A 24,528-nucleotide genomic window follows, 5' to 3' on the forward strand; every position below is an offset into this window, starting at 1 on the left:
GAGTGCGGTGGCATTAAATGTCATTCGCATCGGCGCGTGGCTCGATCAGCCGCGCCAAACACCGCCGCGTCGGAGCGCCCTGTCGCGGCTCGTGGCATCAGGTTGAGGGTTCGCCAGCAGAGTCAATCTTGGGTTTAACCCTTGTGGCGCATGATTCGTGCCCAAGGCTTCACCGGAGCCGAGGTCGCGGTGCGGCGGTATCTGGCGTTGATGGGCTGTCAAAAAACCAAACCACGGACGATCATTCATCCAACCCACGCCTTGAGTAATGGACGGATTCCCTCAGCCGGACAAACCGCCCAATGGGTGCTGCTCGCGCCCGCACGCCGCACGGCCAGCCAACAGGCATTTTTGGATGCGGTTGCGGCGGCAGACCCCGACTGTTCCACGCTGATCAGGCTCAGCGAGCAGTTTCTGTCCATGATTCGCGGCCATGAAGCCGCTGCGCTCACGGCGTGGATCACGGCGGCGGTCACCACAACGGGGCATATCCAGCGCTTTGCGCAGCGGTTGCGCCAAGATGAAGCAGCGGTTCGCGCCGGGATTGCGGGGCCATGGAGCAATGGGCCAGTCGAAGGGCAAATTCATCGGTTGAAGCTGCTGAAACGGCAGGCCTATGGCCGTGCCAGCCTCGCACTGCTGCGCATCCGCCTCATCGCTCAGCCTCCAGCGACATCACCGCCATAACGTGCCCTCAAGCGCCGTTGCACCGAGAATGTTCCAGAGCCACCATGTCGTGGCTTAGCGTGGCGGTAGAATAGGCCAATCCTCTGGCGGGGATTGCCGACACCTTAACCAGTACCGATAACGGTATTGGTTTTTCTTTTGTCCCCTATCGCTCAGGATACGGGAATTGATTCGGGAAATTCTCGCTTGACAGGACTGTGCCCGTATTCTATAATGTTGACATAACATTTAAATCATAAGGTGGGGCGACCATGCAGCCAGCAGCATTGATTAAAAGCGCGGACGGCTTGACCATTGCGATTAAGGCTGGCTTTAATACCAGTCTCGTCAACGAGATTAAGACGTTGTCAGGTCGGCGTTGGAATCCAACGACCACCTACTGGGAAATTCCAGCCGAAGGCGAGGCGCAGGCGCGCGCCATCCTCCGACGCTATGGGGCAATCACGGATGAGCTAACCACGGCTCCGACCACCACGACGCTCCACGTGCTGATTCGTGCTGAGGCATCAAGCCGCCGCACCCACCTTGGTCGTGTCTTGATTGACGGGATCGATGTAGTCACGAGCGCGGATGGCGCGCTCAATATGCGGCCCAACGCAGCATTTACGATTGTGACGGTCAACAGCGCACGGTTTTTGAGCGGGTCACCACGGCATGCGTATGCGGTCGAATATGATTTGGTCATCGACGTGCGCGACGGGGCCAGTTGGGGCACCACGAGCACCACGAATTGTTTCGGGGATTACACCATTATTGCCTAGGCTTGCCAGGACACGGGGTGCATGGATGCATGCGCCTGTCTGGCATGGGTCGCGTTCCACGGGCAGGTCGTTCGAACGCAGATCTATGGTGATGGATAGGATACCCACGATGAACCAGCGTTCACCACAACGCTGGTTTTCTTTTATCCCGTATCCCTCACGATAGTGGAAATAATTCATCGCTTGTCGAAACCATGCGCTATGGCGTATCATCAGCGCGGCAGCAGCACACGACGAGGACAACAGCATGGCCGATGGCAGACAAAACAACGGCGGGAAACGCAGTGGAGCAGGCCGCAAGCCCAGTTTGAACCCATTGGCAACGGTGCGCCTGCGAGATCCCGACCTTCAAGCCAAGTTGGCCGCTGTGACCCGCCACGAGCGCGACGTTTCGAAGGACGACAGCATCAGTCAAGAACAGGTGATTGCGATGCTGATTGAGGAAGCCCACCGCGAGATGCTGGCGTTTCACGCCACGCTACCGATTGATGCTGCGAGTCATTCATGCTCCACTCTTGCCATGAGGGACGTAACGGCAAGATGGGCGAAGGAAGAAGGCCCACGATGATGCAGTCTTCGTTCGATCCGTTCGGTGGCCGCCTATATCCACGGCGTACTCCATCCCAGACCATGCTTGATTATCAGCATTTAGATCTTGCGGCTGTGCCATCGCCGCTGTACCCGCAGCGTCCGATTACTTATCTTGATCTTTCCCATAATCCGTTGGTCACATGGCCGAGCGAAAGCGCTGCATTGCCATCCCTCACCCGATTAAATCTTGCCCATACCGCGATCACTCAGCTTCCCGATCATCTTCGCGCGTGTACGCAGCTGGAAGAACTGTATCTGTCAGGATGTCCACTGGAATGGCTGCCGTCGTGGCTCAGCGAACTTCCCCATCTGCGCGTGCTTGATCTGTCGCATACGCGCCTCACCATGGTTCCTGAGGTCTTGCGTTCGCTGCCGTCCCTCCAGGTGCTCAGTCTTTCCGGGCTTCCCCTTGCCGCCCTGTCGCCGTGGCTCGACGCGTGTTCGCTCCGCATGCTATTGCTCCGGTCATTGGCGGCATGCGATTTAAGCAGGGTGCGGACATGTTCGACGCTTGAATACCTTGATCTCGGACACTTGGGCTTGACCCAGGTTCCCGACTGGATTCAGGGATTACCCCGATTACAGCAGCTGGATCTCTCGGACAATCCGATCACTGAGCTTCCCGCGTGGGTTGGCGATCTGCCGCTCACGACGCTCCATCTTGCCCAGACGCGACTTCAGCACCGTCCCGATTGGGAGGCATGGACGATGCTGCGTGACCTGAACCTCAGCGGAATGACCCATGATCCTGCCGTCTTTGCGGGGGCATTTCCCGCATCCTTGGCAAGCCTGAAGCTGTACGACACGGCATTAACCGCAATCCCTCCCATAGTTCGCAACCTCCAGCATCTTGAAACGCTCCGGTTTGACAACAATGCCTCCCTGGCTATTCCTGCTTGGCTCCTGGAGGAGTGCCCATTAAAAACGCTAGAACTGATCAACACCCACATCACCGCGATGGCCCCGGTCGCGCAGCCCATTCCCTTAGAACACCTGATCATCACGGCTGGCCGTCTACCATCGTGGCCGACGCTCCTTGACCATACACCACACCTGCGGACACTCGATTTGTCGGAAACGCGGATCGTCGATGCCACCTGTCCATCGCCGTGTGTGCTTCCCCGATTAGGAACGCTCGATCTTCAAGGCGATGCGATCGCGCCGCTGCTCCCACAGCTCGTCGTTCCCATGCTGCAACGGTGGACCATCGCCAACTGTTGGGACGCAGACCTAACCGCCGTGCTTCAGCAAGTCGGTCAGGTGAAGAATCTTGCCATCTTAAACTGTTCAGGGACGGTACCGGAGGGGCTGCGATCATGTACCCGTCTCCAAACACTGAATATGGGTCATAATGGGTTGCGTGAGCTACCACGTTGGATCAGCGAATTGGAACAGCTCGAATCGCTCACCCTCGCCTATAATGATCTTGCACAACTCCCGCCCGCCGTGCGGGAGCTTTCGCAGCTGCATACGCTCGATATCACGGCGAATCCGCTGCGGAGCTTTCCTGATTGGCTGCATCGCATGCCACAGCTGCACGCTATCGAGTTTCAATTTCCACCCGATGACCTCGCCCTGCATGAGCAACAAGCACAATTTCTGGCAGCCGGAGTGCGCTGCAATGTCCGTTCACCGCGACCACGGAAAGCTTAAGCGATGCGCCAAACGAAACCAGCGCTCACGACGGTACTGGTTTTCTTGTGTCCAGTATCCTTCACAAGCATGGAAACCAATCCACCCCTTGTCGAAACAGGCCGCCATGGCGTATCATCAGGCCCAACCGAGGGATGATGGAGGTGATGGATGAATCAGGAGATTCTTGCGCAAACCCTGCTGGTAATTCAGGCGGAACGCATCCATGGCGGTTTCAATACAAGCAGTGCGTGGGTTGATCGGCTGGTCGCTGATGCAGGCGAGGAGCAGCTAGCCGAGCGACTCGATGCCGCTATTGGTGACACCTGGCCATGGGAAGTCGTGGCGGATTTATTTGGGTTGCTTACCTGGCAAACGACCGACAATGGGGCAGCCCTGTCCGACACAACCGATGACTGGTTGCGTGAGGGCACGAACCTGCGTCGTATTCAGATTGCCCTTCATGGGGAAGCCTATCCGTTTCACGATCGCGCTGAAATGGTTCAGGTGCTGGAAGGCATTGCTCAGCATTTCCCCGAGGTGGCTGATCGTTGCGAGGAATTAATCACCAGCCGTAACCGCATGAAGGACTGAACCGCGCGATTCACACGCCTTCTGCTGCCCTGCCTAGACCCGAAGAAGATTCTGGCGGAGCCTACGCCTATTCGCAAAAACTGGCACGATCACGGCGGGCCAAGGCGGCGGCGAAGAAGCGCACAAACAACGCCGGAGGAACCAGCAAGTCCAAGAAAAAGCGCGCGACGAGTGTGCGGACATTCAGCCAAGTGATGATCAATCGACGATTGGCGGCGTTCTGGGCAGGCGATCTGTGGTATGCGAGCGCGTGATTGATTGGGCGAGGAATTAATGGAGAAACGGAGATGAATGATGCCATGGTATGACGATCTCACCCCGTGTACCTATTTCGACCTTGACCAGCCCCATGGAGAGAAACTCCTCGCGGTCGGCTGGCTGGAGCGCGGCCACCTCTATCCGAAAGGCAGCATTGCCAGTGCCGTCCAGACCAAACTCATCTCGCTCTGTGAAAACCCGTGGGAACCCTATACGTTTCTCGGCTGGCACGCGTGTGATCACTGTCTGCCGACAGAGCGGCCTGACGCAGTGCATGCGGATGGGATGACCGTTCCGATGGGCAGCGAAAATCTCTTTGTCCCCGGTCACGGCCTGCTCTATGTCGCACCATCACTCATCGTGCACTTCATTGCAGTCCATGGCTATCAGCCGCCACCCGCCTTCTGCGCAGCCGTGCTGACATGTCCCCCCATGGGATCGGAGGACTATTTGCAAGCAATCAGCAGGAATGGCCCGGCGACGTTCGCCAAGTGGGTTCGCGAGACTCCGAGAAACGTGCAATAGTGGCTGAATAATGAGCGCAGGAATCCAGTTCGCCCCGAAACGGTGCAGGTCGATTGCATCAACAATCACGCTTAAGTCGTACAAGACCATGGAATGATTGGTTGCAAGCGAAAGAAAAAGCGCCTGACGAGCGCATGGTGGCCAGCGGTGGCGCAGGTATGTGATGATCAATCGACGATTGGCGGCGTTGTACGCAGGCGATCCATGGTATGCGCGTGCATGATTGATTCGGCGAGGAATCAATCAGGGCATTGGCCATGCAGGGGATGTGAGCGCACCAACCCAGCTCGCCCCCAGCCCAAGCCGATGGAGCGGATGACGGTCGTGCATAATGGAAGGAGCATGGCATGAATGACGGAACGGGAGGAGCAGCGATGCGTGATCGGATACCGTGTGTGGCGGCGTTCATGCGCACCCATAGATGGTCACTGAACGTCAGTCTTTTCACGATTATCATCGCTGGGTGTATCCTGTATGGACACCCTGCGCTGGATAGCTATCACGCGAGTATGCTCTGGGGACTCTCGAGTGCGATTGGGGTAACGGTCGTTGTCGGTTTCACGATCGTGTATCGGCTCCTCCGCGCGGTCGAAACCCGCCTCGTTCAGAGTCGGATACCGTTTGTGGCAGCATTCATGCACACCCATGGACGGTCACTGAAGATCAGTCTTTTCAGTATCATCAGCTGTGGGACTATCCTCTATGCCGATCCTGTGCTGGATAGGAAGCACGCGACGATCCTGTGGGGGCTGTTGCTTGCGGGTGGTTTAACGGTCGTTGTCGTTGTGAAGAGCGTGTATCGGCTACTCACGTATGGCATCCAACGACTCGTGAAGAAAAAGCAGGGCATTGCGTTTATTAATAGGTTAAGTAGCCGAGACCTCTATACCATGCTTGATTTAATGGATCATGACCGAGATGTTTCGCACGTACCATTTGGGAATGCGACGATATTCCAAACATTATGTGATTTAAGGATCATCGCAAAAAAAGAAATGCGCGTGGGGAACGCGCGTTCATCGCGGTATGTCGTGACTGATTGGGCCAAAGCGCGTATCCTTAAGGAAGTACAGCGGGTGTTTGGTGATAAAAAAGAGAACCGTTGACGCGCGAGCGGGATACCAGCGATGATCGCGCAATGGCCATGCGGTTCTGGTTGATCCGTCCATAGGCGTGTCTACATCAGGGACAGGACTACGACCGCCGACCCATGGTGTTCCCATCGTGGATGTCAGTCAGGCTGTTTTGCGTGGGCGATCTGTTCTCAGCGCGTGGATGATTTGGATAGCGATGAGCGAATCAAGCTGGTCGTGAAGCTGCATAGGACTTCCTTTATTGCAATACATACGAACGCCAGTATAGCTGAGGGGGCGACTGTTGATGCGGTCAAGCCACGGCGATTTGCAGGCCGCGAAATGCCCTCTATCCAGTCGTCCCCAAACCAGCCCACGCCAAGGCCATAACGGGTTCGCAATGGATGAATACTCCCCCATGCAGGTGATTTTTTAGCCCTGCATGCCAGAAATGCACGAGAAATGTATCTATTAAAAGCAGAACCCCAACTTAAGCGCTATGTGAGGAGTGCCCCATGGAATTGCCAGCCCTCATTGCCGTTCTGGTCGATGCGATTCTCATCAAATGTCCAGAGTATGATCGGGCGAGCGTGACGGTTGCGCTCGAATCAGTCTTTGCGGGTCAGCCCACACTGCTGGGTGGTAATTCCATTTCGATGCTGTTGGGCCAGAACAACGATTTTACGAATGCCACGATTACGATTGGCAGTGTGCATGCAGGGCATACCATCACGGTGCAACTCCCGCAGCCGATAGACCCGCTGCCCGCTGCCCTTGCGGCCCTGGCCTCGATTCCGCTGAACGATGTGCCCACGCCTCGTTCTGATCTCCCTAAAGCCTCACGCCTACCCTTTGAATCCAGTTCGCACTTTGTTGGTCGCGAAGAAGAATTAAAAGCGCTCGCGCAGGCGATTGGCACAGCCCAGCCTGCGGTCGTCATGCCAGCAGTGGCCACGGGCCTTGGCGGGATTGGCAAAACGAGCCTGGTGACCGAGTTTGCCTATCGCTATGGGGTCTATTTTCATGGTGGGGTCTTTTGGTTGAACTGTGCCGACCCCGATCAAGTGGCCAGTCAAATCGCAGCGTGTGCGATTGATGTCGGGATCGACCCAGCCGGAATGGCGCTCGATGAGCAGGTGCAGCGGGTGCTCAATGCCTGGAAATCGCCCATACCGCGCTTGTTGATTTTTGATAACTGCGAAAATCCAGCGATTCTGGAGCAGTGGAAGCCCACGGTCGGCGGCTGTCGGGTGCTCATCACGGCGCGGTCGGATCAGTGGCCAATGCTGACGCAGATTCGGCTTGGGCTGCTCTCGCCAGCAGAAAGTCGCTTGTTATTGCAGCGCCTCTGTGCGCGGTTGAGCGATGCCGAGGCTGATGCGATTGCCGAGGATCTGGGGCATTTGCCGTTGGCTTTGCATTTGGCGGGCAGTTATCTCGCGACTTATTCCCATCATACCGTCGAGCAATACCGCACGGATTTAACCATTGCCCATCAGTCGCTCAAGGGCCGTGGCGCGTTACCCTCACCCACGCGCCATGAACTGGATGTAGAAGCCACCTTTATGCTGAGTTTTAATCAGCTTGATCCGACCGATGCGCGTGATACGTTGGCGTTGGGTATGCTCGATGGGACGGCATGGTGTGCGCCAGGTGTGCCAATCCCGCGTGATCTGGTGCTGGCGTTAGTGCTTGCCGAGGCTGGTGACGATGGGCCTCCGAATCGAACGACGGATCGTGATGATGCGGTTGATGCCCTGCGTCGTTTGCAGCAGCTTGGATTGCTCGATGGCACTGAACTCGTCGTGCTGCATCGGTTGCTGGCGCAAGTTGTCCAGTCGCGGTTGGGATCGTTCGACATGTTGGCCGAGGTTGAATCGTGTCTTGCATGGGTAACGGCGACGGCAACGGCGAGCGGGAACCCGCAACGGTTGACACCCCTTATTGCCCATATGCGGTATGTGACCCTACGGGCATTAGACCGTGGCGATCTGATGGCGATTCCGTTAGCCGATCAGCTTGGCGCGTTTGAGCAATTGCACGGTGCCTATGCCGCCGCACAGATCGTCTATGAACGAGCACTCGTCATTTGTGGGGCACACCTTGGTATGGGGCATGTCGTAACCGCAGGAATCCTCCATAATTTAGGGGTTACTCTCGCCCATCAAGGGCGGTATAAGGAAGCCCAAGCATGGTATGAACACGCATTGGTTATAACGGAGCAGGTAGTGGGTGCGGATCATCCGGATACTGGGGGGATTCTGTCGAATTTGGGGGTCGTTTTGGATCACCAGGGCGCGTATGCTGAAGCCCTACCATTAATCGAACGAAGCATAGCAATTCGGGATAGGGTGTTAGGAGCCGATCATCCCGACACCGCGATGTCCTTGAATAATCGTGGAGTCGTTCTCGAACACCAAGGACGATATCGCGAGGCGCAGCACTGCTATGAACAGGCGGTGGCGATCACGACCGCCCTCGTGGGAGATCGCCATCCGACAACGGCAAAGTATCGGAGTAATATTGCGCTGGTGTTGGAGCGGCAAGGAGAATATGCTGCTGCTGCACGCATTCATGAAACGGTTGTTGAGATCATCGAAACCGTCTTGGGTGCGGAGCATCCGGATACCGCGATGAGCCTCCATAATTGGGCCTTCGCGTTAATCAACCAAGGGCAAGCAGCCCAGGCGCAGTCCCTCATGGAACGGGCGATTGGGATTAATGAACGAGTTCATGGAAGGGAGCATCGGGCGACCGCACTATGCATGCACCATCTTGGTCTTGCGTTGATTCACCAAGAACGCTATGCGGAGGCGCAGCCCATCTTGGAGCAGGCGATTGGGATCTATGAGCAGGTCGTAGGGCCACGGCATCCCGAGATCGCAGCAGTTGTCAGTAATTTGGGAGGAGTCCTCGCGCATCAAGGGCGGTATGGCGATGCGGAGCAGTGCTATGAACGGGCATTGGCGGTGCGGGAAGCGGTGTTGGGGCCGGAGCATCCCGATACGGCGACAACAAGAAGTAATCTGAACAGTCTGAGTACGGCTAAAGGGTATGGTCTCCGAGCCGTACTCCTTAATAATTTTGCGGTTTTGTTCGCGTCCCAAGGCTGTTTTAAGGATGCCCAATATCTGTTTGAACAGGCGCTGGCTCTTTATGAGCCGTTACTCCGCCTCCACCATTCCGATATGACAACCGTTATTGAGAATATGGGATGCCTGCTTATGCTTCAAGATCGATCAATTGAAGCGGTTGGATTAATCGAACGCGCATGCATGCTGTATGAACAGAGTATTGGGCGAGATCGTGAAATGACCAATCGACTACGGGTGTATGGTGCCGAATTGAAGGAATCTATCCAGTTCGGGCTTAAACGCGCGACCCCCCGAAACATGGCAGCAAACGTATGTGCGTATACGAACGATGGCGAACCCGTTGATTAACCGTGTTGTTTCTTTCGCCGCCACAGCAGATCGGCATCATTAATAGCACCAGCGTGCTCCGGAGATGACAGCAGCATTGGGATGTTCGCGTGACGAATACCCAGGACAGCTTTGTGGCCTAGAGACCCGTTGGATATGGCTGGTGGTATGGGTTGTTCCGCCTATTCCTGTGATAACGATCAATGTTCATCGATAGAGACGATCTGTTTTATGCTCAGCTTAACGGATCGTCGCACATGAATCCTGTGATAAAAACTCTTATCACAGGATTCGTCAGGCTCCATCGCATGGGTAAAAGCGAACACGTGTTCGCTGCCATGTTTCGGGGGGCCGCGCGTTTAAGCCCAGTTCCAATGAGCGTGGAAATCATGAAAATGATGGTAAAAAAGGAGGATTTCCAGGGGCCGAATTGCGACCCGTGTCAGACCATGAGTGAAACGATACACTTCTATGTTCTATCGTGAAGCGACTTTTATTGACATAATAATTCTTGTTTGTAGTAATCGTGGAGCGACGATGCGTGCCATTGTCTCAGTAGTGTCAGTTTGGAGTATACCCTATCCTGATGTCAGATTCCCAATTAATTATTGTCAGACTAGCGTTCTTTTTGTGCTTTCTTGACAATTCTTCGTAATGGTCTTAGACTCTATCCTGACAGTTTGCTACCCAAGGAGCAGCGGATGGCAGGACAACGGGTTGGCTATATTCGGATCAGCACCAGCGATCAGCATCCCGATCGGCAGCTCGACGGCCAGACCCTTGATCGGGTCTTTACCGAGCACGCATCGGGAAAAGATAGAAATCGCCCGCAATTAGCGGCGTTGTTTGCCTTTGTGCGTTCCGGTGATACCGTCGTCGTTCATAGTATGGATCGCCTTGCTCGGAATCTTGATGATCTCCGTGAGATCGTACAGACCCTGACCCAACGCAGTGTGACGATCCACTTTGTCGCCGAGCACTTGACCTTTACGGGCAATGATTCCCCCATGGCAACCTTGATTCTCTCGATGCTGGGAGCTGTGGCCGAGTTTGAGCGCGCCTTGATCCGCGAACGGCAGCGTGAAGGCATCGCTCTGGCCAAGCAGCGCGGTGTGTACAAAGGTCGCAAGAAAGCCCTGAATTCTGCAACCATCGCCCAGATCGTTAATCGGGCTGCCGCTGGGGAATCCAAAACGGCCTTAGCCCGTGAAGTTGGCATTAGCCGCGAAACCCTCTATCAGTATTTGCGCCAACATCGGGCGACCGAACCGATTCTTTAATACCCGGAGGATGTGATGAGCCTTGTTGCTATTCTTGAACAAGTCCAAACCTTGAGTGTCCAAGAACGCAAAGACCTCGTAAAATTCTTAGTTGATTCGTTCGAGGTGTCTCCACCGCAACCGCTGCTCCAGCTGGCGGATATGGCCGGCTTTGCCGCATCGCTGGCCACGGGTGACGATGCGCAAACCTACGTGGATGGATTACGGGATGCATGGGAGCGGCCTGCATGAGTTTATTGGCGACACTGACCACGATTCGGCGATTATATTTCGATACAGCACCACTCATTTATTATACGGAAGGGCATTCCGAGTACCTGCCGACGCTGCATGTGATCATGAGTCAGATTGCACCCGATCGGATCCATGCGATTACGTCGGTCTTAACACTCACCGAAACCCTAATGAAGCCGCTCCAGCAGCAGCAGATGACGCTTTTCCAGCAATATCGCACGCTGTTTTATCACACTGCGGCGCTGACGACGGTGCCGATTACCGCTCCCATTGCCGAGTTGGCTGCCACCCTGCGCGCGCAGTATCGGTTGCGGACTCCCGATGCATTGCAGATAGCAACCGCGATCGATGCGGGGTGTGATGCCTTTTTGACCAATGATATTGCGTTGCAGCGCGTCACAGAGATTGCGGTACTGGTGGTTGCTGACCTGGCAACGCGTGCTCCTTAAATGATGGGTCATTCGTATGCTTACGTGACCGCTAGTTAACTGATCACCCATAAGGGTGATTTTTGTTCCTGGATGCCAGAAATTGCGACGGAATGGATCTCTTAAGAGTATAAGAATCCCCACATTAAGTTAAGTCTGTGTGCATTGCTCGCCATCTCGCAATCAGTGAACCGATAGGCGAGCATAGAACATCCACACGATGAGACGAAGCACTGTTCAATCAACCATCGCAGAAGGAGTCGCCCATGGATGCCGTTATTACCGGAATTGTGAGCCTCGTGAGTGCCTATATGACCTATCGCGGCGTTGTCGCAACCGCTAAGGCGAAAGATGACCCCCACCCAGCACCGCCAGCAGAAGCCGCCACAGGCGAACGTGCCTTAGCGCTGGTGCAGCACGCAGCGACCCAAGGAACGGAAGATCAGCGCCAGGATCTCATCAACTTCGAGCGCAATCCGAGCCGGAATCAAGACCAGTTGCGCCGTGCAGTCCGCGAATTAATGGAGGCCAACCCCGCATTATTAACGGAACTCCAAGCTCTTCTTGCGACGGCCCCAGCAGCAGCGACAACGAATTATGGTGCAGTGACGATTGATAACAGTACCGTGAATGCGCCCGTTATCGGTGTGAATACCGGGATGGTCAACAGTACAAGCTATCGAGACGAGCCGCGATAGACTTGTCTTGTCCAGATTTTTTGCTGATAGTGTGGCAAAGGAGGCGTAGGAATGGAACTGCCTGGTGTAAGCGCTGGAACGGTAAATATCCAGGGGAGTAATGCGTCTGGCTCCAATACAGGAGTGAATCATGGCACGATCAATAATATCTTTACTACGTCTCCGGTCACTGATCCGCTGCCTACTGCGCTTGCGGCCCTTGCCGCTATTCCGCTTGATACAGTTCCTGCTCCACGTGTTGATCTCTCTCAAACCTCACGTATCCCCTTTGAATCGAGTTCCTATTTCGTTGGGCGCGAATCCGAATTGAAAGCCTTGGCCCGCGCGATTGGCAACACTCAACCAACCGTTGTTGTGCCTGCAGTGACGACGGGTCTTGGCGGGATTGGCAAAACGAGCCTCGTAACCGAGTTTGCCTATCGCTATGGCGTGCATTTTCAGGGTGGGGTCTTTTGGATCGATTGTTCCATTGCGGATCAGGTCGCTAGTCAGATTGCGGCATGTGCGCTGGCATTGCAGATGAATCCAACAGGATTGTCGCTCGACGATCAAGTACAACGGGTCATGGTCGCATGGCAATCTCCGATGCCACGCTTGCTGATTTTTGATAATTGTGAGGATCGCACGATTCTCGACCGCTGGAAGCCAAAATTCGGTGGCTGTCGGATGTTGGTGACATCGCGGTCGGATCAGTGGTCAGCAGTGACGCACGTTCGGCTTGGTCTGTTGGAGACTCACGAGAGTCGGTCCTTATTACAAACGCTCTACCCACGTTTGACGAATCAAGAAGCCGACCAGATTGCTGCGGACTTGGGACATCTCCCCTTAGCGCTGCATTTGGCGGGGAGCTATCTGCATTCCTATCCGCATCAGTCCGTGCTCCAGTATCGTGATGACTTAACCATTGCCCATCGGTCACTGAAGGGGCGAGGAGCCTTACCGTCACCGACCCAGCATGAACTGGATGTGGAAGCCACCTTCATGGTAAGCGTGAAGCAGCTTGATCCCAATACGCCAATCGATAGCTTGGCGTTGAACATGCTCGACGGTGCAGCGTGGTGTGCGCCAAGTGTTCCCATCCCGCGCGATGTAATACTATCGTTCGTTCCCGATGGAACGGATGATGATGATGCCGTGGATGCGCTGCGGCGCTTGCAAATACTCGGCTTGTTGGATGGTATCGAGACAGTGGTTTTACATCGCTTGCTTGCTCAAGTCATTCATTCCCATATGGGATGGTCTACGACATTGGCACTCGTAGAGCAGCGGATGGCCACTGCGGCGGAGAAAGCGCATAAGACGGGGATTCCGAAGCAGATGAATCCGCTTGAGCCGCATCTGCGGGATTTAACGCTTCGGGCGTTGGCTCGCGATACGGAACAAGGGGCACAACTTGCGACGAACCTTGGACTGTTTGCACAACACCAGGGACGCTATGCGGAGGCGCAAACACTCCATGAACGAGCACTGGTGGTACGAAAAGCACTCGTCGGTGAAAACCATCCGGATACCGCAATGAGCATGAATAATCTCGCAGAAGCGTTGCATGAACAAGGGCGATATAGGGACGCACGGGAATTATTTGAACGGACATTGGTGGTGCGGGAAGCGTTGTTAGGGACCGAGCATCCGGATACCGCGCGGAGTGTGAACAATCTGGCGGGGGTCTTGGAGAGTCAAGGGAGGTATGCCGAGGCGCAGGAATTGTATGAACAGGCGTTGGCAGTACGAGAAGCGGTGTTGGGGACGGAGCATCCAGATACAGCAACGAGTGTGAACAATCTGGCATTTGTCTTGCAGAGTCAAGGGAGGTATGCCAAGGCGCAGGAATTGTATGAACGGGCGTTGGCAGTACGGGAAGCGGTGTTGGGGGCGGAGCATCCCGAGACGGCTTCAAGTCTGAACAATCTGGCGGGGGTCTTAGATCGGCAAGGACGGTATGCCGAGGCGCAGGAGTTGTTTGAACGGGCGTTGGCAGTACGAGAAGCGATGTTGGGGGCGGAGCATCCCGAGACGGCTTCAAGTCTGAACAATCTGGCGGGGGTCTTAGATCGGCAAGGACGGTATGCCAAGGCGCAGGAGTTGTTTGAACGGGCGTTGACAATTAATGAAGCAGTGTTGGGTGTAGATCATCCCGATACCGCGCGGAGCGTGAATAACCTAGCGGTGATCTTGTCGAGCCAAGGGCGCTATGCCGAGGCGCAGGAATTGTATGAACAGGCGTTGACAGTACGAGAAGCGGTGTTGGGGACGGATCATCCCGAGACGGCTTCAAGTGTGAACAATCTGGCAGGGGTCTTGGCGCGGCAAGGGCGGTATGGCGATGCACAAAGGTTATATGAACGGGCGTTGGCGGTGCGGGAAGCGGTGTTGGGGGCCGAGCATCCGGATACGGCGTGGAGTATGAACGGACTGGCAAGGGTCTTGGCGAGTCAAGGGCGATATGGCGATGCACAAAGGTTATATGAACGGGCCTTAGTCATCAACAAGGCGGTATTAGGTCGTGAGCATCGAGATACCATAATAACGATGAGCAACTTGGCATCTGTTCTTGAAAGGCAACGGCAGTATGGGAAAGCCCAATCTCTCTATGAACAAGCTTTGGCTATTAGTAAACGCGTCTTGGACTCAAACCATCCTGATATGCAATCTCTCCAACGAGACGTAGGACGAGTCCAACGCCTCTATCAGAATACCAAAAAGAAAAAGCGGAAATGATGACATACCATTTCCTGAGATGAGTTGTGATAGTTTCGGTTGATAGCAGATTGCTCATGGTTATGGAGACATGGCAATGGAACAGCCCAGCGTATCCGATCCTCAGTTTGTCCACTTTCAACACTGCTGTCCAACGCTCAGTCGTGAGGAACAGGTGGTCTTGTTTCACGCCCTTTGCAATCGGGGTATCTCCTTTGCATCCAATGGTACAGTGACGATCACCAATAGCGTGATCAATGCGCCAGTCGCGAGCATTAATTTCGGCACCATGCTGTCGATTATCCAGATGTTGCCAGAACCGCTTGACCCGCTGCCTGCTGCCCTCGCTGCCCTCACCTCGATCCCGTTGAACGATGTCCCCACGCCCCGTTCGGATCTCCCCCAAGCCTCACGCCTGCCCTTTGAAGCCAGTCCCTATTTTGTCGGTCGCCTGGCCGATTTGAAAGCGCTCGCACAGGCAATTGGCACGGCGCAGCCAGCGGTTGTCATGCCAGCAGTGGCCTCGGGCCTTGGTGGCATCGGCAAAACGAGCCTCGTGACGGAATTTGCCTATCGCTATGGGGTCTATTTTCATGGCGGGGTGTTTTGGCTCAACTGTGCCGACCCTGATCAGGTGGCGAACCAGATTGCGGCCTGTGCGGTTGATCTCTGCATTAACCCGACCGGAATGGCGTTTGATGAGCAGGTGCAGCGGGTGCTGAACGCATGGAAATCGCCGATGCCTCGCTTGCTGATTTTCGACAATTGCGAAGATCCAGCAATTCTTGCACAATGGAAGCCCACGGTCGGCGGCTGTCGGGTGCTCATCACGGCGCGGTCGGGTCAGTGGCCAACGCTGACGCAGATTCGTTTAGGGGTGTTGTCACCTGCCGAAAGTCGCTCATTATTGCAGCGATTGTGTACGCGGCTGACTAATACTGAAGCCAATGCGATTGCCGAGGATGTCGGTTATTTGCCGCTGGCCTTGCATCTGGCAGGTAGTTATCTTGCTGCCTATCCCCATCATACGGTCGAACAATACCGCAAGGATTTAACGATTTCCCACCGCTCGCTCAAAGGCCGTGGCGCGTTGCCCTCGCCCACACGGCATGAACCGGATGTCGAAGCCACCTTCATGCTCAGCTTTAACCGGCTTAATCCGAACCATATGCTTGATGCGTTAGCGTTGGGCATGCTCGCTGGCGCGGCGTGGTGTGCGCCTGGTGTGCCAATCCCGCGGGAGTTGGTGCTGGCATTCCGGCCTGAAGGGACGGATGCGGATGATGGCGTTGATGCGTTGCGGCGCTTGCAGCAGCTTGGGTTGCTGGATGGGATGGATGCCGTAGTTCTGCATCGCTTGCTTGCACAGGTTGTCCAGTTGCGGATTGGATTAACGGAAATGCTGGTCGTGATTGAAGATCGTATTGTGGATATGGCCACACACATAAATTCGACGTATCTGCCAAAAAAGATGCAACCTCTTGAACCACATCTGCGGTTTGTGACGATGCGAGCATGGAATCGGGGTGATCAACGAACCGCACACTTAATCCACAGTCTTGGATTTTTTGAAGATTTGTGTGGATCATATCGATTTGCGCAGCAACTATTTGAGTATGCATGGGCATTACGAAAGGATTTATTGGGTATAGATCATCCTGCTACAGCTGAAAGTATAGATGGGGTAGCAGGTGTATTATCGCGCCAAGGGAAGTATCGAGAGGCACAGCCCTTATATGAACAAGCTTTGGCGATACGAACGGCAACGTTGGGGATAGACCATTCAGCAACGGCGGAAAGCGTGAATAATTTGGCATTTGTATTATCTCGGCAAGGGAAGTATCGAGAAGCACAGCCCTTATATGAACAAGCCTTGGCGATACGAACGGTAACGTTGGGGATAAACCATCCTGCTACCGCAACGAGTATGAATAATTTGGCTGGACTACTATTGAAGCAAGACTTCTATCGAGAAGCACAGCCCTTATATGAACAAGCCTTGGCAATACGAACGGCAACCTTAGGAATAGAACATCCAGCAACGGCTCGAAGTGTGAATAATCTGGCTTCAGTACTGGAAAAACAAGGACGATATACGGAAGCACAGCCCTTATATGAAGAGGCGCTAATAGCTCGAGAAACAAGGTTAGGAAAAAAGCATCCTTCTACCGCTACAAGTATGATTGGATTAGCCTCAGTATTGGAACGACAAGGGAAATATGCTGAAGCACAGCCCTTATATGAAGAAGCACTAAAAATATATGAGGCGGTGTTTGGTGCAGATCATCCGGATATAGCAGTGAGTATGATTGGATTAGCCTCAGTATCGGAACGACAAGGGAAATATGCTGAAGCACAGCCCTTATATGAAGAAGCACTAAAAATATATGAGGCGGTGTTTGGTACAGATCATCCGGATACTGAGCAGACACGTAAGAATCTGAATTCATTGAAAATGGTACTTGACTCAATCAAAATGAGTCCATAATGAGGTATGGATTGGGTAGGAAAGGATGAAGATGCATTAATTCTATGATAGGATAAGCATCAATATATACCATTCCACAAAGCCATATAATTGTAGGAGCAAGAATATCATGTCTACATCAATGATGAATAAACATCTGAAGGTCGATATTCATGTGACGGATGTTGAGGATAATACACTTGGAGCGATGCAAACAGCAACCCTTATCCAAGATATTGATACAACATTAGAGAACAATGGTTACAAAACGGATCAAAGATATAATGGATCGCGAAGTAGTGGTTTATTGGAGTTGGTTCAAGCAGTTCAAGATAATCAAGAAATGCTAAGAACATTGGCTAATCTTTCTACCCCTATTGTGGCATATCTTCTTCGTAAATTTCCAAATAAGCCGCAACACCCTGTCATAACATACAGGATTACCACATCCAAACAGCAAAAATCAGTTCCAATTCTAAAAAATCTTTCTGAGGACGAACTACTTCAATTACTGCTTGAACTTGATCCGGAAAATAGTCATGATAAAGATGAAGATATTCACGTTACGGTTGAAATTGCGGTTCCTACGAACATACAAGCATGAGCCATCTATATGAGTAATGAATCTACATTTCCATTTGGTTCTGGACGACGACACGCGTTGATTATTGGCGTTAATCAATCTTCCTCCGATTCAAAGCCCCCCGCATTAAAACATGCAGAAGAAGATGCTATAGATTTTGCATTAGCACTCGAGTCACATTGTGGATTTACTATAACCGGGCAACATGTTGGACGTGATGCAACGACCGATACCATTCGTAAGGGTATTGTGCGTTTGGCAAAAGATTATCGAACTGATGATGTACTTATTTTTTATTTTGCAGGTCATGCAATTCCTATTGAAGTACAACGTAATGGTTCTATAGAAACAGAAATTTATCTTGTTACCAGTGACTTTCTTCGTGAAGATGTTCTCCTTGATGAAAATATTCATATATCGTTGTCGTATATTCGGAAGCTACTTTACTTACGTTCGCAGGCCCATCAGGTTGTCATTATCTTGGATTGTTGTTTTGCGGGAGAGTATGGGCGTGTTGCTCCCGATACATTAAGGGATACCCTAAATCACTCATTCCGCGAACCATCACGAACAACTCCAGCCAGAATTGGAGGATTACGGATTGCATTAACGGCAACTGGTCATGATGCTCTAGCGACGGAAGTAGATGGAAAGAGTATGACTCGTATAATGCTACCTATTTTACGTGGAGAAGGATCAGAGCCTGAAACGATTGCGAATGATCAAGGTATGATTCTGTTACATGATCTTTGGGAATACCTTAATCAACATCATGATCTCATGCATCAAAAGCCAAGTTTACCAGGCGATCCGGCAGGGCAGATTTTTCGATTTGCATATCATGAGAATCTCACGAAAGAAGCTCGACAGCAACGATTTGCAGACGAGCAACGTGCAGGATTGGATGGACGGCTTGATCGGGTTGAAACAAAATTGGATGAAGTTTCTGACAGCTTAAAAACAGCTCGGTTATTTGAACATTTGCAAGATATTCATTCTCCATTTGACCGATCGTTTTGTCGTACTGCACATATGGATGATATCAATGATGAGACGTTTAATCAATTTCTTCATAGTGAGCGACTCCCTAAGCAACAGGAATTTCAATCCAGTTTATTACGTGAGGAATTGCTCAATCAATTCGGATGGCTCCGAAATGGCTATCTTAATTATGCTCTTGTGCTTTGTTTTACTGATTCGCCTACCCAGTGGGTAGACGGCGCAAGTACGCGTTGTATTCTTTGGCCCGGTCTTGATCGTCGATCTACCCCACTCGAAGACAGAGAACTTACAAGAAATTTACTTGTTCAATATAGTGATACCATCACGTTTTTGCAACAATTTCTTCGTCTTTCTCGCACAATACAAGAAAATGAGGAAAATGATACTTGGGAGATTCCTTTTATTGTGCTGCGGGAGGCCGTGGCAAATGCACTTATTCATCGGGTATACTTAAATCGCCCTGATGATGTTCGTATTGAGATCTTTATCGATAGAATCGAGATAACGAGTCCTGGGCATCTAATTGAGCCGTTGCAGGTGACTGACCTCGAGTATGAGAACTCTGGTCCACTACGAAATTCTACTATTGCGCGTATTTTTTATATTCGTGGATATGCTGAGCGATTAGGTGGGGGAATTTCACGGATACAGGAAGAATTGAAGAAAGCACAGCTTAAACCAGCTCACTTTGAAGAAATAATCGAGAAGACATTTACAAAATTTCGTATAACGGTCTATCGCCCAAATAATGCAGATTTAGGTCATTCTGATCCTTTGATAGATGCTATTGCGGTATTTGAGTCAATACCTCTTGATTTTGTTCCTCCTCTAAGAAGTGATATAGTCGTATCATCGCGCTTACCCTTTATGCCTAATACAGACTTTGTGGGTCGCGAGACCGAATTGAAAACACTGGCTGGTGCAATTGGCAAGACCCAGAAGGCGGCCGTCATGCCTGCGGTTGTTACGGGCCTTGGTGGCATTGGGAAAACGAGCCTGGTGATAGAGTTTGTATATCGTTATGGGGTCTATTTTCATGGCGGGGTGTTTTGGCTGAACTGTGCTGACCCTGATCAGGTGGCCAGCCAAATCGCGGCCTGTGCGACTGGATTGAACATTGATACCATGGGTTTAGCGCTCGACGAGCAGGTACAAAGAGTTATGGTCGCATGGCAATCCCCGATGCCACGCTTGCTGATTTTTGATAACTGTGAGGATCGAACGATTCTGAACCAATGGAAACCGGCTATGGGTGGGTGTCGAGTGGTGGTAACGTCGCGATCCGATCAGTGGTCAACGTTGACGCAGATCCGTCTTGGGTTGCTCTCACCATCTGAAAGTCGTTCATTATTGCAACGATTGTGTGTGCGATTGACCGATACTGAGTCGGATGCGATTGCTGAGGATTTAGGATATTTGCCATTGGCCCTGCATTTAGCGGGCAGTTATCTTCATTCTTATCCGCATCAGTCTGTGATTGAGTATCTTAATGATGTATCGATTGCGCATCGGTCACTAAAGGGGCGGGGGGCCTTGCCATCACCGACACAGCATGGATTGAATATAGAAGCCACCATCATGCTCAGTTTTAACCAGCTTGATCCCTTCAATGATGTTGATCTGTTAGCCTTGCGGATGCTTGATGGTGCAGCATGGTGTGCACATGGTGTATCGATTCCACGTGATTTGATACTCATGTTTGTGCCAGATGAGACGGATCGTGATGATGTGGTTGATGCGTTGCGGCGCTTGCATCAGTCAGGATTGCTGGATGGAAGTGATTCAGTAATGTTGCATCGTTTGGTGGCACAGGTTATCCAGTTACGGCTTGGATTATCAGAAATGTTGGCATTGGTAGAAGATCGAATTAATACTGAGGCATCCCATATCAATACGTTAGGGATACCAAGCCTCATGCTGCCTCTTGAACCGCATCTCCGCCATGCAACTCTGCGGGCGTTTGATCGCGACGATGAACGAGCAGCCCTCTTAGCCAGCAATCTTGGTTTTTTTGAAAACCTGCGGGGAGCCTATCAAGAGGCACAGAAGTTATATGAACGGGCGTTGGCCATTCATGAAGCCGTAGTGGGAAGAGATCATCTAGCGACGGCCACGAGTATGAACAATCTGGCAGGGATTTTTGAGAATCAAGGGCGCTATTCAGAGGCGCAGAAGTTATATGAACGGGCGTTGGCCATTTATGAAGCCGTAGTAGGAAGAGATCATCTAGCGACGGCCACGAGTATGAACAATCTGGCAGGGATTTTTGAGAATCAAGGGCGCTATTCAGAGGCGCAGAAGTTATATGAACGGGCATTGACGATCAATGAACGGATGTTAGGTCGGGAGCATCCGGCAATGGCGCGGAGTGTAAACAATCTGGCTTCAGTGTTGGAGCGCCAAGGACAGTATACGGAGGCGCAGAGGTTATTTGAACGGGCATTAACTATTCATGAGGTTGTGTTGGGACCACAGCATCCAGATACGGCCACGAGTGTGAATAATCTGGCTTTAGTGTTGTATCGGCAAGGGTGGTATACGAAGTCACAGGAATTGTTTGAACGGGCATTAATAATGCGGGAAGAGGTATTGGGGGCAGATCATCCGGATACGGCAACAAGTATAAATAATCTGGCTTTAGTGTTGTATCGGCAAGGGCAATATACGGAGGCGCAAGGATTATTTGAACGGGCATTAGCCATTCATGAGGCCGTATTGGGAGGAAATCATCCGGTCACGGCAATGACTGTGAACAATCTGGGATTAGTTTTAGCACGGCAAGGGCGGTATGAGAAGGCGCGGGGATTGTATGAGCGGGCGTTGGCTATCCATGAGGCGGTGTTGGGGCCACAGCATCCGGATACTCAGAAAATTCAGGAGAGTTTTGATGCTTTAAATGACGCTATAAAAGCAGCGGAAACGAGCCAAGAATGAGCATGTAAAGAGTAGGAAGATATGGTAAAAATCTGTTAACTATAAGGGCTGATTTACTATACAAATCAGTACCCTCATATTGACCATTTTTTACCACTATTTCGGTTTAAATACAGCAACGGTGGGAGCCGCAATTGCGGCTCCCATTATTCAATGAGCGTGGAGTAGGAATGATTCGTACTCTAGAGATAGATAATACAGCTTCTCTTATGGCAGGGTAATTTTACGAATTGGCCCGGTTCCGCGTGGCGTGGCCCCACTATTTCCCAATCCACGAAATAATAGCTGCGACTATCCGCACTCCATCCATGACTACACCCATCGGTATAGATCGTCGATGGAAGATCGATGATAAGGGTTCCGCGATCTCCTGTCACCGGATCGCGTTCCCAAATCTGTGCGCCATTGGCAACATACCGCCCGTCGGGCGATGGATACCATTGCGGGACTTCCCCATTATAGGTACTCGGTGGGAGTGGATGCATCAAGGTTGCCGTATCCGTCACGATACCATTGGGGATGTCATACAACCACCGTTGATCCACCCAAAGCACATCATCGGGATACCAGCGCAATTCAGGCTGTTCTGTCGCATCACGATCAATAGGAAGGGTAATCGCCAGCGTAGTGGTGAGATCGAAGACTTGGGAATGATACCGACCTTGATACGGATCCTGTCCTGGATCAGCCGTATAGGCGATCAGATAGCGATGCGATGGCGAAAGGGCACAGACGGTTACCACCACATTAGGCAGGACAATCGGTGCAACGCGATCCCGTTCTGATGCACAGCCACTGAGCAGCAAGAGCAATCCCACACTAAACACGTACCAGCGCATATTCCTCCTTTTTAGTTGGTGAAGGTCTGGTGTATCGCAGTATACTGCGATACACCAGACCTTCAATGAATGCTATGGTTTCTTTGTATCTAGGAGAAACCATGGTTCAAGGCCAAAGACCCCATTATCCATAATCATGAAAATTCCGGCTGGATGGGCCGTCAGCATCCGTGGGCTGGCATTCCCGGCTCCGTCCCACAGATCCGCAAGAAGGCTGAGCTGGGGTGCTGCGCGGTAATGCCGCAATATCCGCCTTCGTTGCCGTCGGCTTGATCAGATGACCAACAATGATCTCTAAACCTACCTCTAGATTGAAGTAGGATGTATGCATAATCCTTCGTGCGTGTATAGGTATTGAGACGATTGTCTGATGAAGCATTCTCCGACCAACCACGCGGAACTCGCGTCCCATTTTCCCAGAGTGGCGCAAGTGCAGGTTGGGCATTGGTTGTATAGCCAACGACCGTATCCTTTTGATACGAAAACATGCTGTACACATTTCCATGCGCCGAAACCTCATTAATAAAGGTATTGACTAGGGCATGGAGATCATCAACGACTGGGTTGGCTGGTCCAGCAGCATTACTCCCGTTCCCCAGTGTGAGATATTTCCCTGCCGCAGCAGCTGGCAGCAGTTCGCGCATGAGTGGAATGCCTAGCTGTGGTAATATAGCAGCCACAGATTCATAACCAATAATGTTGCCAAATTTATGAATTGTGGTACATGGAGCGCCATGCAGATAGGTATATAATTGCTGAGTGGTTACATTATTAAATTGTTCTGTACCCTCAAAGGTAATTGTTTTGCATCCTGCCTTTCCGGCAACCCTCTGTGCTAACATAGGTGAAACAGATCTGGTACTGTTCTGGTACTGTACTCTTAAGTCGAGGGCCGCAAGGAGCTTCCATGGCCAGTAAAAAACCAACACCCGACCAGACCACCTATGACCCCTGGAGTGGCCGCGACCGTCTGCGCATTCTGGCCGCTGCCGATGCCTGCGCCCCCGGCGAACTTGGTGCCTTGCTGCGCCGCGAAGGCATGTACTCCTCGCACCTCGCCCGCTGGCGACGACAACGCGCCGAGGGTGAACTGGCCGCACTCACCCCCAAACGCAAAGCCGCACCCACGCCCGAAGCCCAGCGCCAGACCGCCGAACTGGCCCGCCTCCGCCGCGAAAACCAGCGGCTCCAGGCCAAACTGGCCCAAGCGGAGGTGATTATCGATGTGCAAAGAAAGCTTGCAACCCTGTTGGGGATCACGCTCCCAGCGCCACCACCCGACGCACAGGATTAATCACGGCGGTGGCCGATCTCGCTCCCACGGTGGGCATTGCCGCCGCCTGTCGGGCACTCGGTGTCCCGCGCAGTGCCGTCTATCAAGCCGCCCAGCCTGCTCCCACAGCGGTTCCGCGTCGTCGGCCCGCCCGTGCGCTCACGCCCGATGAGATCGCCCACATCCGCGCCGTGCTCAACAGTGACCGCTTTGCCGACTGCACGCCACGCCAGATCTACGCCGCCTTGCTCAACGAGGGAACGTACCTGTGCCATTGGCGCACGATGTATCGTATTTTGGCCGCCCATCGGGAAGTCCGTGAACGCCGCAACCAGCTGCGCCACCCGACCTATGCCGCGCCGGAATTATTGGCCACGGGGCCAAACCAGCTCTGGAGTTGGGATATCACCAAATTCAAAGGCCCAACCACCTGGTGGATTAACCGCCCCGTTGGGCCAGCTGATCCGCCGATCGCGGTAGTATTGCGTGAATAATCCTTCTTTAATAGTCCGTTTATTCCGTTGTCATCTGTTTCACCGTGCTTGACACA

20 protein-coding genes are annotated in these 24,528 nt (G+C 52.5%); 18 read left to right on the forward strand and 2 right to left on the reverse strand.

Translation table 11 applies throughout. The features are described from left to right. Positions 1-150 precede the first annotated feature (150 nt). From C5S61_RS19845 to C5S61_RS19920, 16 genes are all read left to right on the forward strand, one after another. Positions 151-687, forward strand: coding sequence for a transposase (locus C5S61_RS19845; protein WP_110517842.1), 537 nt, complete (start codon positions 151-153; stop codon positions 685-687). Positions 688-938: 251 nt separating this feature from the next. Then, the gene (locus C5S61_RS19850) at positions 939-1,448 is read left to right on the forward strand and encodes a hypothetical protein (protein WP_110517844.1); all 510 of its coding nucleotides are present in this window, start codon (positions 939-941) and stop codon (positions 1,446-1,448) included. A 247-nt stretch (positions 1,449-1,695) separates the two neighbouring features. Beyond that, a complete protein-coding gene (locus C5S61_RS26665) occupies positions 1,696-2,016 on the forward strand; it encodes a hypothetical protein (RefSeq protein ID WP_124033473.1) in 321 nt (106 codons plus the stop codon). After that, a complete protein-coding gene (locus tag C5S61_RS19855) occupies positions 2,013-3,692 on the forward strand; it encodes a leucine-rich repeat domain-containing protein (protein ID WP_164689670.1) in 1,680 nt (559 codons plus the stop codon). Before C5S61_RS26665 ends, C5S61_RS19855 begins: the two co-directional genes overlap by 4 nt. A gap of 150 nt (positions 3,693-3,842) precedes the next feature. Continuing rightward, entirely contained in the window at positions 3,843-4,265 is a 423-nt protein-coding gene (locus C5S61_RS19860) for a hypothetical protein (protein ID WP_110517848.1), read from the forward strand. 294 nt (positions 4,266-4,559) lie between these two features. After that, positions 4,560-5,048 (forward strand): DUF7919 family protein, encoded by a 489-nt coding sequence (locus C5S61_RS19865; protein ID WP_240614542.1) that lies wholly within the window; start codon positions 4,560-4,562, stop codon positions 5,046-5,048. A gap of 347 nt (positions 5,049-5,395) precedes the next feature. Further along, positions 5,396-6,154, forward strand: coding sequence for a hypothetical protein (locus tag C5S61_RS19870; RefSeq protein ID WP_240614543.1), 759 nt, complete (start codon positions 5,396-5,398; stop codon positions 6,152-6,154). A 482-nt stretch (positions 6,155-6,636) separates the two neighbouring features. Beyond that, positions 6,637-9,564, forward strand: a complete 2,928-nt coding sequence (locus tag C5S61_RS19875) for a tetratricopeptide repeat protein (protein ID WP_240614544.1) — start codon at positions 6,637-6,639, stop codon at positions 9,562-9,564. A gap of 680 nt (positions 9,565-10,244) precedes the next feature. After that, positions 10,245-10,823, forward strand: a complete 579-nt coding sequence (locus C5S61_RS19885) for a recombinase family protein (protein WP_110517854.1) — start codon at positions 10,245-10,247, stop codon at positions 10,821-10,823. A 15-nt stretch (positions 10,824-10,838) separates the two neighbouring features. Then, positions 10,839-11,054 (forward strand): hypothetical protein, encoded by a 216-nt coding sequence (locus C5S61_RS19890; protein ID WP_110517857.1) that lies wholly within the window; start codon positions 10,839-10,841, stop codon positions 11,052-11,054. Further along, complete coding sequence (locus C5S61_RS19895) at positions 11,051-11,506, forward strand: type II toxin-antitoxin system VapC family toxin (protein ID WP_110517859.1); 456 nt, start codon at positions 11,051-11,053, stop codon at positions 11,504-11,506. The genes C5S61_RS19890 and C5S61_RS19895 overlap by 4 nt, the downstream gene beginning before the upstream one ends. A 245-nt stretch (positions 11,507-11,751) precedes the next feature. Then, complete coding sequence (locus C5S61_RS19900; protein WP_110517861.1) at positions 11,752-12,183, forward strand: hypothetical protein; 432 nt, start codon at positions 11,752-11,754, stop codon at positions 12,181-12,183. Positions 12,184-12,234: 51 nt separating this feature from the next. Next, on the forward strand, positions 12,235-14,901 hold the full coding sequence (locus C5S61_RS19905) for a tetratricopeptide repeat protein (protein ID WP_110517863.1): 2,667 nt from the start codon (positions 12,235-12,237) through the stop codon (positions 14,899-14,901). A 76-nt stretch (positions 14,902-14,977) separates the two neighbouring features. Continuing rightward, positions 14,978-17,368, forward strand: a complete 2,391-nt coding sequence (locus tag C5S61_RS27355) for a tetratricopeptide repeat protein (protein ID WP_164689672.1) — start codon at positions 14,978-14,980, stop codon at positions 17,366-17,368. Positions 17,369-17,477: 109 nt separating this feature from the next. Further along, positions 17,478-17,951: a hypothetical protein gene (locus C5S61_RS19915; protein ID WP_110517867.1), complete on the forward strand. Its 474-nt coding sequence runs from the start codon at positions 17,478-17,480 to the stop codon at positions 17,949-17,951. Between the two features lie 9 nt (positions 17,952-17,960). Beyond that, positions 17,961-21,866 carry a tetratricopeptide repeat protein gene (locus tag C5S61_RS19920; protein WP_110517870.1) on the forward strand — a complete coding sequence of 1,302 codons (3,906 nt, stop codon included), beginning with the start codon at positions 17,961-17,963 and terminating at the stop codon, positions 21,864-21,866. Positions 21,867-22,048: 182 nt separating this feature from the next. Here the strand turns inward: C5S61_RS19920 and C5S61_RS19925 are convergent, their stop codons facing one another. After that, the gene (locus C5S61_RS19925) at positions 22,049-22,705 is read right to left on the reverse strand and encodes a hypothetical protein (RefSeq protein ID WP_110517872.1); all 657 of its coding nucleotides are present in this window, start codon (positions 22,703-22,705) and stop codon (positions 22,049-22,051) included. A 161-nt stretch (positions 22,706-22,866) separates the two neighbouring features. Further along, positions 22,867-23,547 (reverse strand): hypothetical protein, encoded by a 681-nt coding sequence (locus tag C5S61_RS19930; protein WP_110517874.1) that lies wholly within the window; start codon positions 23,545-23,547, stop codon positions 22,867-22,869. Positions 23,548-23,612: 65 nt separating this feature from the next. Between C5S61_RS19930 and C5S61_RS19935 the strand changes: the two genes are divergently transcribed. Next, a complete protein-coding gene (locus C5S61_RS19935) occupies positions 23,613-23,999 on the forward strand; it encodes a helix-turn-helix domain-containing protein (protein ID WP_205701439.1) in 387 nt (128 codons plus the stop codon). A gap of 8 nt (positions 24,000-24,007) precedes the next feature. Further along, a complete protein-coding gene (locus tag C5S61_RS19940) occupies positions 24,008-24,472 on the forward strand; it encodes a helix-turn-helix domain-containing protein (protein WP_110517876.1) in 465 nt (154 codons plus the stop codon). The last annotated feature ends 56 nt before the right edge of the window (positions 24,473-24,528 follow it).

Origin of the sequence: Herpetosiphon llansteffanensis, from assembly GCF_003205875.1 — a bacterium.
Classification (GTDB): domain Bacteria; phylum Chloroflexota; class Chloroflexia; order Chloroflexales; family Herpetosiphonaceae; genus Herpetosiphon; species Herpetosiphon llansteffanensis.

Bases quoted from the DNA above. Each gene is read 5' to 3' on its own strand.
- C5S61_RS19930 (WP_110517874.1), bottom strand. From the start codon at position 23,547: ATGTTAGCACAGAGGGTTGCCGGAAAGGCAGGATGCAAAACAATTACC.
- C5S61_RS19885 (WP_110517854.1), top strand. From the start codon at position 10,245: ATGGCAGGACAACGGGTTGGCTATATTCGGATCAGCACCAGCGATCAG.
- C5S61_RS19845 (WP_110517842.1), top strand. From the start codon at position 151: ATGATTCGTGCCCAAGGCTTCACCGGAGCCGAGGTCGCGGTGCGGCGG.
- C5S61_RS19860 (WP_110517848.1), top strand. From the start codon at position 3,843: ATGAATCAGGAGATTCTTGCGCAAACCCTGCTGGTAATTCAGGCGGAA.
- C5S61_RS19905 (WP_110517863.1), top strand. From the start codon at position 12,235: ATGGAACTGCCTGGTGTAAGCGCTGGAACGGTAAATATCCAGGGGAGT.
- C5S61_RS27355 (WP_164689672.1), top strand. From the start codon at position 14,978: ATGGAACAGCCCAGCGTATCCGATCCTCAGTTTGTCCACTTTCAACAC.
- C5S61_RS19895 (WP_110517859.1), top strand. From the start codon at position 11,051: ATGAGTTTATTGGCGACACTGACCACGATTCGGCGATTATATTTCGAT.
- C5S61_RS19935 (WP_205701439.1), top strand. From the start codon at position 23,613: ATGGCCAGTAAAAAACCAACACCCGACCAGACCACCTATGACCCCTGG.
- C5S61_RS19875 (WP_240614544.1), top strand. From the start codon at position 6,637: ATGGAATTGCCAGCCCTCATTGCCGTTCTGGTCGATGCGATTCTCATC.
- C5S61_RS26665 (WP_124033473.1), top strand. From the start codon at position 1,696: ATGGCCGATGGCAGACAAAACAACGGCGGGAAACGCAGTGGAGCAGGC.
- C5S61_RS19925 (WP_110517872.1), bottom strand. From the start codon at position 22,705: ATGCGCTGGTACGTGTTTAGTGTGGGATTGCTCTTGCTGCTCAGTGGC.
- C5S61_RS19920 (WP_110517870.1), top strand. From the start codon at position 17,961: ATGAGTAATGAATCTACATTTCCATTTGGTTCTGGACGACGACACGCG.
- C5S61_RS19915 (WP_110517867.1), top strand. From the start codon at position 17,478: ATGTCTACATCAATGATGAATAAACATCTGAAGGTCGATATTCATGTG.
- C5S61_RS19855 (WP_164689670.1), top strand. From the start codon at position 2,013: ATGATGCAGTCTTCGTTCGATCCGTTCGGTGGCCGCCTATATCCACGG.
- C5S61_RS19870 (WP_240614543.1), top strand. From the start codon at position 5,396: ATGAATGACGGAACGGGAGGAGCAGCGATGCGTGATCGGATACCGTGT.
- C5S61_RS19850 (WP_110517844.1), top strand. From the start codon at position 939: ATGCAGCCAGCAGCATTGATTAAAAGCGCGGACGGCTTGACCATTGCG.
- C5S61_RS19865 (WP_240614542.1), top strand. From the start codon at position 4,560: ATGCCATGGTATGACGATCTCACCCCGTGTACCTATTTCGACCTTGAC.
- C5S61_RS19900 (WP_110517861.1), top strand. From the start codon at position 11,752: ATGGATGCCGTTATTACCGGAATTGTGAGCCTCGTGAGTGCCTATATG.
- C5S61_RS19890 (WP_110517857.1), top strand. From the start codon at position 10,839: ATGAGCCTTGTTGCTATTCTTGAACAAGTCCAAACCTTGAGTGTCCAA.